The sequence below is a fragment of the Luteibacter sahnii genome (assembly GCF_034063545.1).
Taxonomy (GTDB): domain Bacteria; phylum Pseudomonadota; class Gammaproteobacteria; order Xanthomonadales; family Rhodanobacteraceae; genus Luteibacter; species Luteibacter sahnii.
In genome coordinates, this window is the sequence record NZ_JAQLOK010000002.1 from 41,961 (window position 1) to 59,545 (window position 17,585).

At 65.9% G+C, this 17,585-nt stretch carries 19 protein-coding genes and 1 tRNA gene; 8 read left to right on the plus strand and 12 right to left on the minus strand.

Annotated features, from left to right (window positions below):
* Window positions 1-14 precede the first annotated feature (14 nt).
* From PI246_RS05405 to pcnB, 7 genes are all read right to left on the minus strand, one after another.
* Window positions 15-872 carry a hypothetical protein gene (locus PI246_RS05405; protein WP_320550292.1) on the minus strand — a complete coding sequence of 286 codons (858 nt, stop codon included), beginning with the start codon at window positions 870-872 and terminating at the stop codon, window positions 15-17.
* Window positions 873-1,033: 161 nt separating this feature from the next.
* Window positions 1,034-2,668, minus strand: coding sequence for a glucose-6-phosphate isomerase (gene pgi / locus PI246_RS05410; RefSeq protein WP_320550293.1), 1,635 nt, complete (start codon window positions 2,666-2,668; stop codon window positions 1,034-1,036).
* Window positions 2,669-2,768: 100 nt separating this feature from the next.
* On the minus strand, window positions 2,769-3,149 hold the full coding sequence (gene panD / locus PI246_RS05415; RefSeq protein ID WP_320550294.1) for an aspartate 1-decarboxylase: 381 nt from the start codon (window positions 3,147-3,149) through the stop codon (window positions 2,769-2,771).
* Window positions 3,150-3,288: 139 nt separating this feature from the next.
* Window positions 3,289-4,134 (minus strand): pantoate--beta-alanine ligase, encoded by an 846-nt coding sequence (panC, locus tag PI246_RS05420; RefSeq protein WP_320550295.1) that lies wholly within the window; start codon window positions 4,132-4,134, stop codon window positions 3,289-3,291.
* 14 nt (window positions 4,135-4,148) lie between these two features.
* The gene (panB, locus tag PI246_RS05425) at window positions 4,149-4,976 is read right to left on the minus strand and encodes a 3-methyl-2-oxobutanoate hydroxymethyltransferase (RefSeq protein WP_407069783.1); all 828 of its coding nucleotides are present in this window, start codon (window positions 4,974-4,976) and stop codon (window positions 4,149-4,151) included.
* A gap of 70 nt (window positions 4,977-5,046) precedes the next feature.
* Window positions 5,047-5,526, minus strand: a complete 480-nt coding sequence (folK, locus tag PI246_RS05430; RefSeq protein ID WP_407069784.1) for a 2-amino-4-hydroxy-6-hydroxymethyldihydropteridine diphosphokinase — start codon at window positions 5,524-5,526, stop codon at window positions 5,047-5,049.
* Between the two features lie 2 nt (window positions 5,527-5,528).
* A complete protein-coding gene (gene pcnB / locus PI246_RS05435; protein ID WP_320550297.1) occupies window positions 5,529-6,893 on the minus strand; it encodes a polynucleotide adenylyltransferase PcnB in 1,365 nt (454 codons plus the stop codon).
* 182 nt (window positions 6,894-7,075) lie between these two features.
* Between pcnB and PI246_RS05440 the strand changes: the two genes are divergently transcribed.
* Together PI246_RS05440 and fdxA are read left to right on the plus strand one after the other, a co-directional pair.
* Window positions 7,076-7,151 (plus strand) — tRNA-Glu (locus PI246_RS05440).
* Window positions 7,152-7,176: 25 nt separating this feature from the next.
* Window positions 7,177-7,500 carry a ferredoxin FdxA gene (gene fdxA / locus PI246_RS05445; protein ID WP_320550298.1) on the plus strand — a complete coding sequence of 108 codons (324 nt, stop codon included), beginning with the start codon at window positions 7,177-7,179 and terminating at the stop codon, window positions 7,498-7,500.
* Window positions 7,501-7,889: 389 nt separating this feature from the next.
* Here fdxA and PI246_RS05450 read toward each other — a convergent pair whose 3' ends face one another.
* From PI246_RS05450 to dapA, 4 genes are read right to left on the minus strand one after another with little or no spacing between them, the layout of a single operon-like run.
* Window positions 7,890-8,813 carry a hypothetical protein gene (locus PI246_RS05450; protein WP_320550299.1) on the minus strand — a complete coding sequence of 308 codons (924 nt, stop codon included), beginning with the start codon at window positions 8,811-8,813 and terminating at the stop codon, window positions 7,890-7,892.
* A gap of 46 nt (window positions 8,814-8,859) precedes the next feature.
* Window positions 8,860-9,981 carry a hypothetical protein gene (locus tag PI246_RS05455; protein ID WP_320550300.1) on the minus strand — a complete coding sequence of 374 codons (1,122 nt, stop codon included), beginning with the start codon at window positions 9,979-9,981 and terminating at the stop codon, window positions 8,860-8,862.
* Window positions 9,982-10,018: 37 nt separating this feature from the next.
* Window positions 10,019-10,612: a hypothetical protein gene (locus PI246_RS05460; RefSeq protein ID WP_320550301.1), complete on the minus strand. Its 594-nt coding sequence runs from the start codon at window positions 10,610-10,612 to the stop codon at window positions 10,019-10,021.
* Window positions 10,613-10,650: 38 nt separating this feature from the next.
* On the minus strand, window positions 10,651-11,544 hold the full coding sequence (gene dapA, locus PI246_RS05465; RefSeq protein WP_320550302.1) for a 4-hydroxy-tetrahydrodipicolinate synthase: 894 nt from the start codon (window positions 11,542-11,544) through the stop codon (window positions 10,651-10,653).
* Between the two features lie 163 nt (window positions 11,545-11,707).
* Between dapA and PI246_RS05470 the strand changes: the two genes are divergently transcribed.
* The 6 genes from PI246_RS05470 (at window position 11,708) to PI246_RS05495 (ending at window position 16,476) form a co-directional block, all read left to right on the plus strand.
* Window positions 11,708-12,283, plus strand: coding sequence for a glycine cleavage system protein R (locus PI246_RS05470; protein ID WP_320550303.1), 576 nt, complete (start codon window positions 11,708-11,710; stop codon window positions 12,281-12,283).
* A 14-nt stretch (window positions 12,284-12,297) separates the two neighbouring features.
* Window positions 12,298-12,759, plus strand: a complete 462-nt coding sequence (locus PI246_RS05475) for a peroxiredoxin (RefSeq protein ID WP_320550304.1) — start codon at window positions 12,298-12,300, stop codon at window positions 12,757-12,759.
* A gap of 79 nt (window positions 12,760-12,838) precedes the next feature.
* Window positions 12,839-14,221, plus strand: coding sequence for a PhoH family protein (locus tag PI246_RS05480; RefSeq protein WP_320550305.1), 1,383 nt, complete (start codon window positions 12,839-12,841; stop codon window positions 14,219-14,221).
* 1 nt (window position 14,222) lies between these two features.
* The gene (locus PI246_RS05485; protein WP_320550306.1) at window positions 14,223-14,567 is read left to right on the plus strand and encodes a GIY-YIG nuclease family protein; all 345 of its coding nucleotides are present in this window, start codon (window positions 14,223-14,225) and stop codon (window positions 14,565-14,567) included.
* 106 nt (window positions 14,568-14,673) lie between these two features.
* The gene (thiD, locus tag PI246_RS05490) at window positions 14,674-15,465 is read left to right on the plus strand and encodes a bifunctional hydroxymethylpyrimidine kinase/phosphomethylpyrimidine kinase (RefSeq protein ID WP_320550307.1); all 792 of its coding nucleotides are present in this window, start codon (window positions 14,674-14,676) and stop codon (window positions 15,463-15,465) included.
* Window positions 15,466-15,525: 60 nt separating this feature from the next.
* Window positions 15,526-16,476 (plus strand): aspartyl/asparaginyl beta-hydroxylase domain-containing protein, encoded by a 951-nt coding sequence (locus PI246_RS05495; protein WP_320550308.1) that lies wholly within the window; start codon window positions 15,526-15,528, stop codon window positions 16,474-16,476.
* Between the two features lie 84 nt (window positions 16,477-16,560).
* On the opposite strand, the gene PI246_RS05500 is transcribed toward PI246_RS05495, so the two are convergent.
* Window positions 16,561-17,583, minus strand: a complete 1,023-nt coding sequence (locus PI246_RS05500; RefSeq protein ID WP_320550309.1) for an isocitrate dehydrogenase — start codon at window positions 17,581-17,583, stop codon at window positions 16,561-16,563.
* Between the last annotated feature and the right edge of the window lie 2 nt (window positions 17,584-17,585).

Sequence of the window (17,585 nt, forward strand, 5' to 3'; positions counted from 1 at the left end):
TCATGACATACGCCTCACTGGGTGATGGCCTGATCCGACGCGTTGTATTCGAACCGGGCCCGGCCGCCGAGGGACGTGGCCGGCGTCCAACGGATGACCGGCACCCATCGTCCCGCCGTCGCCCGAAAATCCCTCTGGTCATTCTGTGCGCTGCTCCGTCCCGAGGCACTGCCGTTCGTGTAGAAGAACGCCTCCAGCGGCATGTTGGCATGCGTGTTCTGCGGCCACGTGGCGACGAGGATTTCGTTCCAGGTGGTGATGTTGCGTGCCTGGCGAACGTTTACGATCTGCATCCACGCATCTGCAGGATTCGGGGCGGCATCGCCCGGAGCAATCTTGAACGCGCATCCGGCACCGGAGGGAAACGTGGCCAGCCATTGGGCGGACGTGAAGATGTTTTGCCGATGACAAGGCACCCGGCACTTGTCGGCCAGCGATCCGGTTCCCGCGTTGACGACGTAGCCGCAATTGACAACCAGCTGGTAGAAGTAAGGGTCGTCGGAGTAGAAGTGCGGGTAGACGATGAACCCGTTCGGGTAAGCCGCAGCGACGAAGTTGGAATCCTGGCGAAGCCACGAAAACGACACGCCACCGGCCGATGTCGACGGATTGGGAATCCACGAGTGAAACGCCGTCGACCACGTCGTGCCGCGCATCAGCACGCCCGAACACAGCACCGCCGGCGTGCCCCGGCAATCCCGCGAGGTGTCGTCGTAGCGCGACTGAAGATGGTTCGCAACCGTCGGGCCGCTTTCCGTGGGAGGCGTGGCGGCCACACCCTGCATCGGGCCGCGAACCGGCGACACGCATCCGGCCAGCACGAACAACACGAACACAAGGGCAGCCAATGCCCCATTCCGACGACCATCCATGGCGCCACCTTCCTTAGGTTTGTTTATCCCCAGAGGCAGTCTGCATCGCGCCGCGGTGGTTTTCGATCCGTCATCGGCTGTAGGTGCGAAAGAACGTTTTTCGGCACCGAAAAAACAAAAACCCGGCGAACCGGGCTTTTGTCATGGCATGGAAGCAGCGCTCAGCGCCGTTCGCGAATGGCCTCGATCAGGCCGCGCGTGGCGCCATCGAACTGACCTAGGTCGCCGGCGCTCTTGTCGTTAGCCAGCGAAGGGTAGATCTGCTTGGCGATCACCTTGCCCAACTCGACGCCCCACTGGTCGAACGCGTTGATCCCCCACAGGTGACCCAGCATGAATACCTTGTGTTCGTAGAGCGCGATAAGCGCCCCGAGCGAATGCGGCGTAAGCGAGTCGAGCATGAACACGGTGCTGGGGCGGTCGCCCTTGAAGGTGCGCTGGGCGGCGAGCGCACGGCGCTCGTCGTCCGTGCCCGTCTTGGCTTCGGCGAGCGCCTCGTCGAAGGTCTTGCCCAGCGACAACGCCGCCGCCTGCGCCAGCAGGTTCGACAACAGCACGTCGTGATTCTCGCGCAGCGGGTGCGCGGGCTTTACCAGGCCGATGAACTCGAGCGGCACGGTGTCCGTGCCCTGATGCAGTGCCTGGAAATACGCGTGCTGGGCGTTGGTGCCGATGCTGCCCCACACGACCGGCACGGTGGACTGGGCGACCTCGCTGCCATCGTCCGGGTGCACGTGCTTGCCGAGACTCTCCATCTCCAGCTGCTGGAGGTAAGACGGCAGGTCGGCAAGCGAGTCGACGTAGGGCACCACCGCGCGACTGCTGCGGCCGAGCACGTTGCGGTTCCACAGTTCGGCGATGGCAAGCAGCACGGGCACGTTGTCCTGCCAGGCAGCGTCGCGGAAATGATCGTCGGCCTCGGCGGCACCGGCGAGAAGCTCGCGAAATCCCTGCATGCCGATCGAAAAGGCGATCGACGCACCCACGGCGGACCACAGCGAGAAGCGGCCGCCGACGTAATCCCACATCGGCAGCACTTGCGATGCGCCCCAGGTGTTGACCGCCTCGACGTTGGAACTCACGGCGATGAAGTGTTTGGACGTCCGGGTTTCGTCGCCGTCGTTCGCCTTGAGGATCCACTGGCGGAACACGCCGCCATTGAGCAGGGTTTCCTGCGTGTTGAAGCTCTTGGAGACGAGGATCACCAGCGTGTGCGCCGGATCGAGCTGCTTCATCAGGTCGGTGGCGGCCTGGCCGTCGACGTTGGTGAGGAAGTGGCTGCGGATGCCCTTGACGTGAAACTGTTCGAGCGCGTGCACGGCCAGGCGCGGGCCGAGGTCGGAACCACCGATGCCGATGTTGACCACGTCGGTCACGCCATCGATGAGCCCCACCGAGGCACCTTCGCCGCGATGCACGGCGCTGACGAGTTGCTCCATCTTGTCGAGCGCGTCGGCGACCTCCTTGCGCACCTCGGCCGGCGCGGCGGGATGACGCGACGCGCCACCGCGAAGCGCCGTGTGCAGCACGGCACGGTCTTCGGAGGTGTTGATGTGCTTGCCTTCGAACATCGCGTCTCGCGCGGCTTGCCAGCCCGTGCCTTCGATGTACTGACCCACGGCGTCGAGCGCAGGGACGTCGAGCTTTTGCCGGGTGATGTCGAGGAGGATCGGGCCCACCCGCCGGCGCAGGCGCTGCGCGCGTGCGTCATCGTTGACGAGGGTGCGGAGATGAGTGCCGGCCAGACGGGCGGCGTGCGCTTCGAACGAAGGCAGGGGGGCGTGCTTTGAATCCATGGCTTCCACTTGGCTGCGACGGAGGGAAGCCGGAATCTTACCGCAGTGCAGCGTAGAGAAGCTGTGGTGGGCCGGCGACGAAGCCGCCGGCCCATCGCATTCAGGCGGCCTGCTTGGGAATCGAATGATTCGTGTGCGTGATGCGGTTGGATGCGTCGACGTACACCAGATCGGGCTGGTATTTCGCCAGTTCGGCCTCGGAGAGGCTGGCGAACGCGGCGATGATGACCAGGTCGCCCACGGAGACGCGACGCGCCGCGCTGCCGTTCACCGAGATGATGCCCGAGCCTTCGTCCGCACGCAGCGCGTAGGTGACGAAGCGCTCGCCGTTGCTGATGTTCCACGCGTGGATCTGTTCGTATTCGCGGATGCCCGCGGCGTCGAGCAGGTTGCCGTCGATAGCGATGGAACCTTCGTAGTTCAGCTCGGCGTGAGTCACCGTGGCGCGGTGGATCTTGCACTTGAGCATGTTGAGCTGCATGGCGGTCTCTGGGGATGTGGCGGTGGCAAAACGCCTATTCTAACGGAGGAATGTCCCGCTCGTCAGGAAGGGGCTCCTCTGTCGAGGCGCTTTATGGGGCGTGGGGCGGCAAAACGCAAGTGCCGGTTCGTGAAGGACTTCAGTCGAACAGCAGGTTGTCGATCAGGCGGGTGGCGCCCAGCCGGGCGGCCACCAGCGCCACCAGACCCTCGCGCTCGTCGACGCCCGGCTCGGTGAGATCCTCGGCCCGCCGGATGGCGACGTAGTCAGGAACGAAGCCGGCCCGCTCCAGGCGAGCCCGGGCGGCCTGCTCCAGGGCCTGCCAGGCATGGCCCTGCCGGAACAGGTCGCGCATCTGCACCAGCGTGGCGTAGATCTGCGGGGCGCGCTGGCGCTCGTTCGGCGACAGATACTGATTGCGCGAGCTCATGGCGAGACCGTCATCGTCGCGCAGGGTTGGGCCGGACATGACTTTGACCGGCAGGGAGAGGTCACGCACCATGCGCTCGATGACCTTCAGCTGCTGGAAATCTTTCTGGCCGAACACGGCGAAATCCGGCTGCACGAGGTGGAACAGCTTGCTCACTACCGTCGCCACGCCGTCGAAATGGCCCGGTCGATGGGCACCCTCGAGCGTGTCGGTGATCACGGGCACGTGCACGCTCACGCTGGCCGCCGCGCCGAATGGATAGAGCGTCGGCACGTCGGGCGCGAACAGCACGTCACACCCGGCTTCGGCAAGCCCCACCTGGTCCTGGGCCAGCGTGCGCGGGTAGCGTTCGAAATCCTCGTTGGGGCCGAACTGCGTGGGATTGACGAAGACGCTCGCCACCACGCGATCCGCCCGGGCCCGGGCGAGTTTCAGCAACGAATGGTGGCCCGCGTGCAGGTTGCCCATGGTGGGCACAAACGCCACGGCCTGGCCGGCGGTGCGCCAGCCACGGATCGTGGCACGGAGGGCGGCGGCATCGGTAACGGTCTGCATGATCGGGTCTGTCTTCAGCTGAAGCTGTGTTCGGGGCCGGGAAACCGTTTCTCGCGCACATCGTCGGCATACGCGGCGATGGCGGCGGAAATGGCATCGCGCCCGGCGAGAAAATCCTTGGAAAACTTCGGCCGCTTGCCCGGGGTGAGGCCGAGCATGTCGTAGACGACCAGCACCTGGCCATCGCAGCCGATGCCGGCGCCGATACCGATGACGGGAATCGAAAGCGCGGCGGTGATGCGAGCGGCGAGGGACGACGGCACGCACTCGAGCACGAGCAGGTCGGCACCGGCCGCTTCGACGGCTTGCGCGTCGGCGAACAGCTGCTCCGCGGCGGCCTCGGTCTTACCCTGCACCTTGTAGCCGCCCAGGCGGTTCACCGACTGCGGCGTGAGGCCAAGGTGGCCACAGACCGGGATATCGCGCTCCGCCAGGGCCGCGATCACCGTGCAAACGCGACCGGCCCCTTCGATTTTCACCATGGCCGCCCCGCCCTGCGCGACCAGGCGCGCGGCCGAGTCGAGGGCCGTGGGTACGTCGCGGTCGCTCATGAACGGCAGATCGGCCACGAGCAGGGTCGCAGACAGCCCTCGCGCGACCGCAGCGGTGTGATAGACCATGTCGTCGATCGTGACCGGCAGCGTGCTCGACCTGCCCTGCACCACCATGCCCAGCGAATCGCCGACGAGGGCCACGTCGACCCCGGCGGATTCCAGTTGCGCGGCGAAACTCGCGTCGTAGGCGGTGAGCATCACGATCTTCCGGCCTTCGGCTTTCATCGCCTTCAGGCCCGGCACGGTCACCGGCTTGCGCGCCGGCGCACTCGTTTTTTCCACGTACACGCTCTTGTCGCCTCGTTGTAAGAAAAGGGATTGTCCTCCCGGACGCGCCCGGGCTCAAGGAAGCCCGACGCTACTCCAGCACCTGGCAGGCACCGTGATCGATCGCGGCACGCAGGTCGGCGACCCGCCCCATGCCGGGCAGCACGACGTCGGGGGCAATGTCGGCCAGGGGCAGCAGTACGAACGCGCGCTCGGGGATCCGCGGATGGGGCACGTCGAGCCGGTCGTCGTGGATCACCGCATCACCGAACGCGAGCAGGTCGAGATCGATCGTACGTGGCCCCCATCGAGCGCCGTCACGCACGCGCCCCAGCGAGCGCTCGACCGCGAGCAGGGCATCGAGCAGGGCATGGGCATCCAGCGATGTCGATACCGCGATGGCCGCGTTGATGAAATCCGGCTGGTCGAGGTGGCCCCACGGCGGCGTGCGATAGATGCGCGAGCGTGCCGTGACATGGACGCCGGGAACGCGCTCCAGCGCGTCAATGGCGTCCCGGAGCCGGCCACGGACATCCCCGAGGTTGCCTCCCAGGCCAATCAGGGCGATCACGCTCACGCGCCGCCCGAATCGCCCTTGCCGCGGCCTGCGGGTTTGCGACGCCGACGGCGCTTGCGGGCCGGGGCCGTGGCGGCCACGGTGTGGTCGCTCGGCGGCACGCCACCGCCACCCAGCGCCGCGGCGAGCATCTCCGGCGGCAGCTGCTGGGCGTGATTCCACCATTGGCCCAGTTCGCGCATGCGCGGCGACTCGTGCGCGCGCAGCAGCAGGAAATCGAACGCGGCGCGGAAACGCGGATGGGACATCAGTCGGAAGACGCGCTTGCGATGGATCTGCTCGAAGCGCGGCTGAAGGGCCCAGATCTCTTCCATCGTGAAGGTGAAACGGCGCGGGATGGCCACGCGCTGGCACTGCTCGCCCACCACGTGCACGGCGGCCCGCTGCCAGGCCTCGTTCATGTCGAAACCCTGCGCCATCCAGCCCTGCGCCTGGTCGCGCACCTCACCCCACAGCAGCACCGCGTAGAGGAACGCCGGGGTGACCGACTTGCCGGCGGCGATACGCGCGTCGGTGTTGGCCAGACCCTGTTCCACCAGCGCGCGTAGCGCGTCGTCGCCGCGTTCGAGGGCGCGGGCGGTGGCGGGAAACAGGAACGTCAGCAAGCCACAGGCTTCGAGCATGCGGAAGCTCTTCAGGCCGTGGCCGGCAAGGAACAGCTTGAGCGATTCGTCGAACAGGCGCGCCGGGGATGCCTCGCCCAGCAGGTGCCCCAGCGTGGCGAACGGCGCGGCCGCCGCCGGGTCGATCGTGAAGCCGAGCTTGGCCGCCAGACGCGCGGCGCGCAGCATGCGCACCGGGTCTTCGCGGTAACGCTGCTCCGGGTCGCCGATGAGGCGCATGCTGCGGTCTTCGAGATCCTGCATGCCGCCGACGTAGTCCCGCACGCTGAAATCGGCGATGTCGTAGTAGAGGGCGTTGACCCGGAAATCCCGGCGTACGGCGTCTTCTTCGATGCTGCCCCAGATGTTGTCGCGCACGATCCGGCCGTCGACGATGTGGCGGTCGCCCCCTTCCGCGCCCTCCTCGCCTGTACCACGGAAGGTGGCCACCTCGATGATCTCCGGGCCGAACACCACGTGAGCCAGCCGGAACCGCCGGCCGATGAGGCGGCAGTTGCGGAACAGCCCCTTCACCTCGTCGGGCGTGGCGTTGGTGGCCACGTCGAAGTCCTTGGGGTGACCACCCAGCAAGAGGTCGCGCACGGCACCGCCGACGAGGTAGGCGTCGAATCCGGCTTCGTGGAGCCGGTAGAGCACGCGAAGCGCGGCTTTGCTGATGTTCTTGCGGGAGATGGAGTGTTGCTCGCGCGGGATGATGCGCATGGCGGGCAACGCGTCGCTCCTGGTTTCGGGATTCAAGCGGCTACGATCCTGGCGAGCGCCCTCGCGCCCGGTCGGGTGGGTGTCCCGTCGACAACCGGCGTCGGGTACGGATGGTTAAATGTAACGAATTCGTTGCCTTCCGACGAGGGACCAAAAAAGCATTGCCGAGCGTCGGAACTCAGGTATACTAGCGCGCTTCGTACTTCCCGTACGACCCCGCTCCCTTCGTCTAGTGGTCCAGGACACCGCCCTCTCAAGGCGGGAACACGAGTTCGAACCTCGTAGGGAGCGCCACTTTTTCTCTGGCGCCTGATTCCGCATGACCTTTGTCGTCACCGACAACTGCATCAAGTGCAAGTACACGGACTGCGTCGAGGTTTGCCCTGTCGACGCGTTCCACGAAGGCCCGAATTTCCTGGTGATCAATCCGGACGAGTGCATCGACTGCACCCTCTGCGAGCCGGAATGCCCCATCAACGCCATCTATCCGGAAGACGACGTGCCCGCTGGGCAAGAGTCGTTCGTGGCGCTGAACGCCGAACTGTCCCAAGCGTGGCCGGTCATCACCGAGCGCAAGGATGGCCTCCCCGACGCCAAGGATTGGGAAAACAAACCGAACAAGATCGAGCAGCTCAAGCGCTGACACCAAAGAGCCCCTTCCAGGGGCTTTTTTGTGGCTCTTCGCGGAAGCGCGAGGATGTCGCATGGATGCAGGCGTTGCCGCCGACGCGGACGGTAAGGCCAGAGCCTTCGGTGTCCGCCCTCGAGGCGAGTTCCGCACAAGGGAGCGGACGCAGGCCAATTAGCGCGTGGTCGCGTCAGCCGCCTTTCCCTGTCGAACGCGGAGGACTGCCCGAGCAGCGAGGGTGGACGCCAAGGTCTCCTCCCCAAACGCCCAAGTGCAACGCGCTCTGGGGACCAGACCAGCACGACTCGCGGGATCGAACCCTCCACCGGGCCCATAAGGTCGATCGCGGGGAGGGTCCCCGGACTTCCGCGATGAACCCGTTTCTCGCCTGGGCCCCTGACGCGTCAGGGCACCGACTGGTCCATCGAACGGAACGAAAACGTCGCCCTCTCGCCGGGAGATGAGGCCAACGTGAGCCGCACGACAGGTACCCATCGACCGGTCGTCTTGTAGAGGTCTTGCTGATAGGACATCGCGCCCAAAGGCCCGTCCTGACCCGAGATGTAGAAGAACGCCTCGATCGGCAATCGCGCGTCCTCACCGAATGACCACTCCTGGATCACCAGCTCATTCTGGTTGCGGAACGACTCGTCCTTGATCTCCCGCATCGCGATGAGCGCCTGGAGGAAAACGGCGGTGGCGTTCGGCGTGCCCGACGTCATCGTAAAGCCGCACTGGTGATCGTGCCGCTTGTACTCGCCCGACACTTTGAAATAGTGGTTCACCCACGCGTTCGCCGTCGTAATGCCCTGTGCCTGGCAAGGACCGCTATCGGACGGGTAGCTGCGGTGCGCACCGCAACCGGCCTTGGCGCGGAGGTCGCTCGCCGCGTCGATGGGGTACGCGCACATCACCTCCATGTTACGGAACGGGCGCCCCCCATACTTCAGGACCGGCACCAGGATGAAGCCTTGCGTGTAGCCGTGCGCCACCTTGTTGAACTGCGCGTCACGACGCATCCACGAGAACGAGATGCCACCCGGCTTGGGATTGCTTGCTCCCTTCGGGTCCCATGCATGACCTCCTGGCAGCGGATAAGCGGTGCTGCGCAGGATCACCCCGGAACACAGGAAGGCCGGCGCGGTGGGCGAGCCGTTGCACCCGACGGTACTTTCGTCGTCGTATCGCGCCTGGATGCCCCGGGCCACCGACTCGCCTTCGGCATCGTGCGCGCCCCGCATCGCCGGAGAGCCCATCGCGGAGCAACCCAGCGACACCGCGAGCCCCGCGCCGAGGCGCACCGCTATCGAACGCCATTGCCTGTGCATGGAATACCCCCTCCGCGTGTGGGTCCGTGGCTGTCGCGGGCGCCGCTCAGCGAACCTGCTGATCGGCCGCGTCGTAAACGAAGGCTGCCGCCCCACCAGCCCGGCTCGGAAGGGTCATGCGGATGACCGGCACCCACCGCCCCGTCATCGACTTGAAATCGGCCTGGTTCTGCCCGGCTTCCGACTTGCCCGTCTGGCTGCCCGCCATATAGAAAAACGCTTCGAGGGGGAGGCGCGCGTCGTTTTGCGCCCAGGTGCCGACCATGACCTCATTCTGGAGCGAAAAATACCGGGGCAACTGACTGCGAATGTCCGCCTGGGCCTGGAAGGCTGCGCTGGCCGATGTCGCCGACGGATGGAGCGCGAATCCGCATTGGTCCGTATAGCGATTGGGCACGTTGCCGAAACGCGCCATCCACTGGCTGGCGGTGACGATGCCCTGATCCTGGCATGGGCCCGTATTCGCCACGGTCGCCGTGGTGTTGGCGCCGCAGCCGTCGTTCCTGCCTCCCGTGCGGTTGTGGGTGTCGGCATCGAACGGAAAAATGCATAACACCGTCAACTGCGTATAACCGTCGCTCGGCGCGTCGGCATAGAAATACGGAAGCACGATGAAGCCATTGGTGTAGCCGAACGCCAAGGCGCTGAAGCCGGAATCCTTGCGCAGCCAGGAAAACGACACGCCGTTCCTGATCGGCGCCGTGGGCCGCGGATTCCATACGTAATAGGCACCGCGAACCGTCGCCCGCAACAGGATGCCCGAGCACAGGACCGCCGGAAGCCGATCGCACGTGGCCCTGTTTTCGTTATAGCGCTCCTGGAGATGCCTCGCGACATCCGACCCACTGAGGCGACCGGTGTCGCCTGGCATGGAGGACGCGGCCGATGGCGCGGCAACGGGCGGCGGCGGGTAGGCCCCCTCTCCGGGCCGGGTTTTCAGGCCCGAACAGGCGGCGAGTCCGGCCAGAAGCAGCACAGCGGCGAGGCGAAGCAGCGGCCGGCGAGCGTCCATGACGTCATCCTTGTCGTTGAGGGTCCAAAACCCGGGGCTCCGTGCCCCAGCCTCATGATTCGCCACGACGAACGATGCGGCAATGCCTCTTTCGATGTAGGCGACGCCTGCCCTTTTCCGGACATTCCAAGCCCGGCCCGAAACGAAAAACGCCACCCGGGGGTGGCGTTTTCGAGGACGCGGGACGGTGCGGTTATTTGCTTCCCATCCGCGACTTCAGCGCGTCGATGACACGGCGCACGCCATCGGCGTCACCCTGCGCGCGCACCTCGCTACCGGTGCCGCTCTCGTTGATCGTCAGCACCACCATGTGCTGCTTGCGACCGTTGGACGACGAGGAAGCGCCCTCGTCGTCGTGCTTGCCACCACCGAACATGCGGCGGAACAGGCCCGGACGCTCCTCGGACGCGGCGCCCTGGCTGACGGCGATCTGATAGGTGTGAGTGGCGTCGTCGTGGGCGGTGACCTTGCCCAGGTCACCCACGCTCAAGAGCTCACCGATGCGGCGATAGGCGGCATCCGGCGCATCGGTCAGCACGAAGCCGTCGGACACCGGGGCGGCACCCTGGGTCGCCTGGGCGTCGCCGCCGGCAGCGCCGGAGCCCACGTCGGGGATCACCAGGGCGGCGCTGGTCGACGGGGTGTCGAGGCCCGGCGGGATTTCGAGCGGGGCTTCCTGCTGGGCCCTTTCCCAGTCCTTCTTGGAGCGGAACGCGCCGCAGCCGGAGACGACCAGGACGGACAGGAGCAGTGCCGGGACGACCAGCGCGTACGAGGTTTTCTTCATGAACGAAAGTTCCGTTGGATCCGTTGAAAGGAAGGGCGTCAGGCCGCGGACGCCAATGGTGCCAGAGCCGCGAGCGTTTCGCGCACCCGGTTCAGCGCCGGACCGGCCGCCAGTTCGACCAGGGGCAGGCGCGGAGCCGCCGAACCCAGCCCCAGCGCGGCCAGGCCGGCCTTGACGGGAATGGGATTGGGCGCGCAATTGAGGGCATCGATCAGGGGGGCCAGGCGAGCCGCGGCCTGGGCGGTGCGGGCGGCGTCGCCGGCTCGGGCAACATCGCACAACTCACGGAAGGCCTGCGGCACGAGGTTGGCCACCACCGAAATGGTGCCCGCGGCGCCGGCGAGCATGGCCTCGTGGGCCGAGCCGTCGTCGCCGCTGAGGTAGACGAAATCCGGGCGGACAAGTTCCGCGATGGCGCGAATGCGCTCGCTGTCGCCCCGGGCCTCCTTGATGCCGACGATGGCGGGGTGGTCGCGCAAGGCCGCCACGGTCTCCGGAGCGATGTCACAACCGGTACGCGACGGCACGTTGTAGAGCACCACCGGCAAACCGCCCTCGTCGGCCACGACGAGGAAATGCCGGCGCAGGCCCTCCTGCGTGGGACGCACGTAGAACGGTGCCACCACCAGGGCCGCATCGGCGCCAAGCGCCTTCGCGCGGCGCGTGGTCGCCACGGTCTTCGCCGTACCGGCCTCGCCCGTGCCGGCGATCACCGGCACGCGTTTGTCGACGTGCTTCACCGCGAACGCGAGCAGGCGCTCGTATTCGTCGTGCTCAAGGAAATGCGATTCGCCTGTGGAGCCGGCGACGACCACGGCCTGCGTGCCACCGGCGAGCTGCTGGTCGAGCAGCCGGGCGAACGCGGCGAAATCGAGGGCCCCGTCGGCGGCGAAGGGCGTCGCCAGCGCGGTGATGCTTCCGGAGATGTCCAAGGTGAAACCCGTTCAGTAGACAGCACTTCGCATGTTACCGGGGCGCCCCCGGCACGTCCATTCGGTCGGTTTTACGTGTCGGGGCAGGCCGCCCTTGCGGGTCCGGGACCCCCACCGGTAAGCTCGGGCCCGTAGCGACGCCCCGCGCCCCGCGGGTCGCGCCATGGGTAGTGAAATCTTGAATCGTTCCGCAGCACGCAGCGCCGCCACCGACAACCAGCTCCTCATCTCGACGCTGTCGCCGGCGCATCGCGCGCCGATCCTCGCCCTCGCCAAACGCATCGCCGACTCCGGGTGCAACCTGGCCGACGCCCGCGTCTCCACGATCGGCAACGACACCTCCGTGATGCTCCTGGCCTCCGGCGCCTGGGACGCCGTGGCGAAACTCGAAACCGCGGTGGGCAAGCTGGCCCGCGACGAAGACCTGCAGATCGTCCACTACCGCACGGCACCTCGCGAACCCACGGCGCACCTTCTGCCTTACCTCGTCGAAGTCATCGCCGCCGACCGGCCGGGCATCCTGGTGAAGATCATCGAGTTCTTCTCGCGCCGCGACATCAGCGTGGAGCAGCTCTCGTCCATGCGCTACCAGGCGATGCAGACGGGCGCCGAGATGTTCCAGGCGCAGATCACGATCGGTATCCCTTCCGAAACCCATATCGCCGCGCTGCGCGACGACTTCCTCGAGCTGTGCGATGGCCTCAATCTCGACGCCATCATGGATCCGGTGAAATTCTGACGAACAAGGCACGCATGATCGACAAGGGCAAGACGGTACCCGCACTGGAAGGCCACCTCGGCGACGGCGGCACGCTGTCGCTCCCTGCCCTCTCGGGGCAATGGGTCGTGGTGTTCTTCTATCCCAAGGACAACACGCCCGGCTGCACGAACGAGGCGAAGGATTTCCGCGATCTCTATGCGCAATTTCGCGCACGCGGTGCCGAGGTGATCGGCGTATCCCGCGATTCGGCACGATCGCACGCCAACTTCACCGCCAAGCATGAACTGCCGTTTCCGCTCGTTTCCGATGCCGACGAAACGTGGTGCAAGGCATTCGACGTCATCCACGAAAAGGTGCTTTACGGCAAACGCCACATGGGCGTCGTGCGCAGCACCTTCCTGATTGGCCCCGATGGCCGGCTTGCCGCCGAGTGGCGTGGCGTGAAGATTCCCGGCCATGCCCAGGCCGTGCTCGAGAGCATCCCCTCCGCGTGACGGCCACCGCGTCACGCGGCACCCTCCCCCGGCCTTGCATCGGCCGGGTTTCGCCACCTCCGCATGAGGTCACTTCCGCATGAACGGAAGCAAGCGCATCTACGCCCTCGATACCAACGTGCTGCTGCACGATCCGACGTCGTTGTTCCGCTTCGAGGAGCACGACGTCTTCATCCCGATGACGGTGCTGGAGGAACTGGACGAAAAGAAGAAAGGTGGCTCGGAAGTCTCGCGCAATGGCCGCCAGGTGAGCCGCTTCATCAACGAGCTGATCGAGCGCGGCGGCCCGCTGAAGGACGGCCTCGAACTGGCCAATCCACAGGGGATCAAGCTCAAGCGCGGCGCCGTGGGGCGGCTGTTTTTCCAACAGCGCGCCAGCCATGGCAACGGCAAGGCCGACAACCAGATCCTCGCGGCGGTGATCGACCTGCGCGACCAGTTCCCGGACCGTCCGGTGATCCTGGTCACCAAGGACATCAACCTGCGCATCAAGGCATCGATCTTCGGCATCGACGCCGAGGACTACGAGAACGATCGCGCGCTCGACGATTTCGCCCTGCTCTTCACCGGCACCGACGCGCTGCCGGAAGATTTCTGGAACCGTCATCCCGAAGTGCGCTCGTGGAACGAGCGCGGGCGCACTTACTACGACATGGACATGCATGAGGGCGAAGACTGGTATCCGCACCAGTGCCTTTACATGCCCGGCGAAAACGACGTCGAACTGCGGGTGCTGGACGTCCACGGCGACGAGGACGCCCGTCGCGCCCGACTCGTGCTGCTCGACGACCATACCCACGCGGCACACGGCGTATGGGGTATCGCCGCGCGCAACCGCGAGCAGAACTTCGCGCTGAACCTGCTGATGGATCCGGACGTCGACTTCGTGACCCTGCTCGGCACCGCGGGCACCGGCAAGACGTTGCTCGCGCTCGCCGCGGGCCTTGCCCAGGTCATGGATCAACAGCGCTACCGCGAAATCATCATGACCCGCGCCACGGTTTCCGTGGGCGAGGACATCGGCTTCCTGCCAGGCACGGAGGAAGAGAAGATGACGCCGTGGATGGGCGCGCTCACCGACAATCTCGAGGTGCTCGCCAACCCCGAGGAAGGCGGCTCGTGGGGTCGCCAGGCGACGAACGACCTGCTCGCCTCGCGGGTGAAGATCCGCTCGCTGAATTTCATGCGCGGGCGCACGTTCCTCAGCCGCTACCTCATCATCGACGAGGCGCAGAACCTGACGCCGAAGCAGATGAAGACGCTGATCACGCGTGCGGGTCCCGGCACGAAGATCGTCTGTCTCGGCAACGTGGAGCAGATCGACACGCCCTACCTCACCGAGACCACGTCGGGCCTCACCTACGCCGTGGACCGGTTCAAGCTGTGGGCCCATTCCGGACACATCACGCTACGGCGTGGCGAACGCTCGCGCCTGGCGGATTTCGCGTCCGAGGCACTGTAGGGTGAGTTCAGGACGCGGGCATGAGGCCCGCGTCCTTATTCACGGAGAGAGCGGTTGGAAAGGACACCTGTGTGTTTACCTGCTCGCGAGCGGTTATCGCGGCACGCTATACTTCGGCGTGACAAGTCATCTCGTGCAGCGCGTCTGGCAACATCGCGAGGCGGGCGTCGACGGGTTTACGAAACGGTTCGGGGTAACACGCCTGGCGTGGTTCGAGGTACACGAGGTCATGGCTTGCGCCATGCTTCGCGAGAAAGCCCTGAAGCACTGGCATCGCGCGTGGAAACGTCGGCTCATCGAGGCGGAGAATCCGCAGTGGCACGATCTTTACGAGAGCCTGCTTTAGGCATTTTCCCTCGCGACACGTTACGCACGGAAACCGTCGCACCGGCGTAGGTCGGCGCCCACGGCGACCACGTCTCGAAGAACGGGTGCTCGACTATGCTTCGCGTATGACAGCCAAACCGAACACGCTCACCATCGCCGGCTCGGACTCCGGTGGCGGGGCCGGTATCCAGGCCGACCTGAAGACGTTTCAGGCGCTCGGCACGCACGGGCTGACTGCCATCACGGCTGTCACCTCGCAGAACACCCTCGGGGTAAGCGCGGTGCACACCCTGCCTGCCGCCCATGTGCGCAGCCAGATCGATGCGGTCTTCGCCGATTTCCCCATCGCCGCGGTCAAGACCGGCATGCTCGGGAGCGCGGCTCTCACGCGGCTCGTCGCCCGGACGATGCGCATGCGCCGCCCGGCGTGGCTCGTCGTCGATCCGGTCATGATCGCCACCCGCGGCGCCCGGTTGCTCGACGAGAACGCCATGGGTGCGCTCGTCGATGAACTTATCCCGCTGGCCGACATACTCACGCCGAACCTGCCCGAAGCCGAAGCGCTGCTGGGTCGCCGGATCGGGCGGGCGGTGGACGAAGCGGGAGCAGACCTGCTCGCCCTGGGGGCCGCCGGCGTGCTGCTCAAGGGTGGCCACGGCAAAGGCACCGACGTCATCGATCGCTATTACGACGCCTCGGGCGTCATCGAGACCCGCTACCCCCGACTGCCCTTCGAAGGCCATGGCAGCGGGTGCACCCTCGCGTCGGCGATCGCGGCCTACCTGGCCAGGGGCACATCGCCGCACGCCGCTGTCCGACGCGCCAGCGCCTGGGTCAACAAGGCGTTCCAACGCGCCTGGCGCCCCGGCGCAGGCACCGCGCGCGTGCTAGGCCACGGGGGCAGGAGTATCCTATAAAGCGCTGATACGCCCGGCATCCGGCCTGACGTATCGCCTGTCCATGCCGAGTCCGACACCATGAACTTCCTGGGACCTCGCTTTATCGTCCTCTACGTGCTGATCCTGTTCACGCTCTGCGTGCTGCGGGTACACCTGCGCGGCCGCTCGCGCCTGCGCTTCGATCGCCAGCTGGTCGATCACTCCGCCATCTTCGCGCCATACAACCTGTTGATGTATGCGTTTTCCGCCGTCCCGGCACGTCCCATCCTCGATCGCCGCGGCTTTCCGCAGCTCGACCTCCTCCAGGTCAATTGGGAGACCATCCGCGAAGAAGCCGCCCACCTTTTCGACGAGGGGTTCATCCGTGCGGCGGAAAAACACAACGACGCGTCGTTCAATTCCTTCTTCAAGCAGGGCTGGAAGCGCTTTTACCTGAAGTGGTACGGCGAGCCGCTGGCCTCGGCCGAAACCCTCTGCCCGGAAACGGTCAAGCTGCTGAACTCGATCCCGAGCGTGAAGGCGGCGATGTTCGCCCTCCTCCCGCCCGGCAGCAAGCTCAATCCGCACCGTGATCCCTTCGCCGGGTCGTTGCGTTACCACCTGGGCCTGATCACGCCCAATTCGGACGACTGCCGCATCTTCGTGGACGGCGAAATGCACGCCTGGCGCGATGGCAAGGATGTCGTTTTCGACGAGACCTACGTGCACTGGGCGGAAAACCGCACCGACCAGACCCGCGTGATCCTTTTCGCCGACGTGGAGCGCCCGCTCAAGAGCCGCCTGATGAACGCCGTCAACAAACGCGTGGGTGCGTTCATGGGTTCCATCACCGCCTCGCCCAACAGCGATGACGGCCAGGAGCAGGTGGGCTTCGTCAATCGCATGTTCGCGTTGAACCAGCGCGGGCGCGAGCGCACCCGGCGTTTCAAGAAAGCGAACCCGACACTGTTCCGCCTGCTGAAATACGTGGGTATTGTGCTGGCGATCTGGTTGATCTTCCTCGCGCCGTACCCCTTCGTTCGAGACTGATCGCGGCAGGCGCCCGCCACCTCGACTCGCTACGGAGCCACCACCTGAAAAAAACCCCGCTTGCGCGGGGTTTTCTTTGAGGACTTACGCCGTCGCGCGAATCCGCTCGACGATCGCGTCACCGAAGGTGTCGGTGGTGCCGGTGCCGCCCACGTCGGGCGTGGTACGGTCGCGGGCATTCATCACGTCGCTGATCGCCTTGCGCAGGCGCGTCGCCTTGGACACCATGTCGAGGTGGTCGAGCATGTCGGCCGCGGCAAGCAGCAGCGCGCAGGGGTTGGCCTTCTTCTGGCCCGCGATGTCCGGCGCCGAACCGTGCACGGCTTCGAAAATCGCGGCATCCTTGCCGATGTTGGCGCCCGGCGCGAGGCCCAGGCCGCCGACTAGGCCGGCGCAGAGGTCGGAGAGAATGTCGCCGAAGAGGTTGGTGGTGACGATCACGTCGAACTGGTAGGGGTTCATCACCAGCTGCATGCAGGCGTTGTCGACGATCATCTCGCTGAATTCGAGATCGGTGAAATCCTTCGCCACTTCACGCGCGACGTCGAGGAACAGGCCCGACGAGGTCTTCATGATGTTCGCCTTGTGCACCGCGGTAACCTTCTTGCGGCCCTTCTGGCGGGCCATCTCGAAGGCGTAGCGGCAGATGCGCTCCATGCCGGGACGGGTGTTGCGGATGACCGAGACGGCCACCTCGTTGTCGCCTTCGCCCTCGCGCGTCTGGCCTTCGGCCATGTACGCGCCCATGGTGTTCTCGCGCACCGTGATGATGTCGATGTTGTCGTAGCGCGCCTTGGTGCCGGGGAAGCTGATCGCCGGGCGCACGTTGGCGTAGAGATCGAACTTGCGGCGCAGCGTGACGTTGATCGACGTGAAGCCACCGCCGATCGGAGTGGTCAGCGGGCCCTTGAGCGCCACGGTGTGCTTGGCGATGGCGTCGATCGTGGCCTGCGGCAGCAGGTCACCGTGCTTCTCGAGCGCGACCATGCCCGCGTCCACGTAGTCGTAGGTCAGACCGCAGTCGAGGGCATCGAGGACGCGGATGGTCGCGTCCATGATCTCGGGGCCGATACCGTCGCCGGGAATCACGGCAATGGTCTTGCTCATGG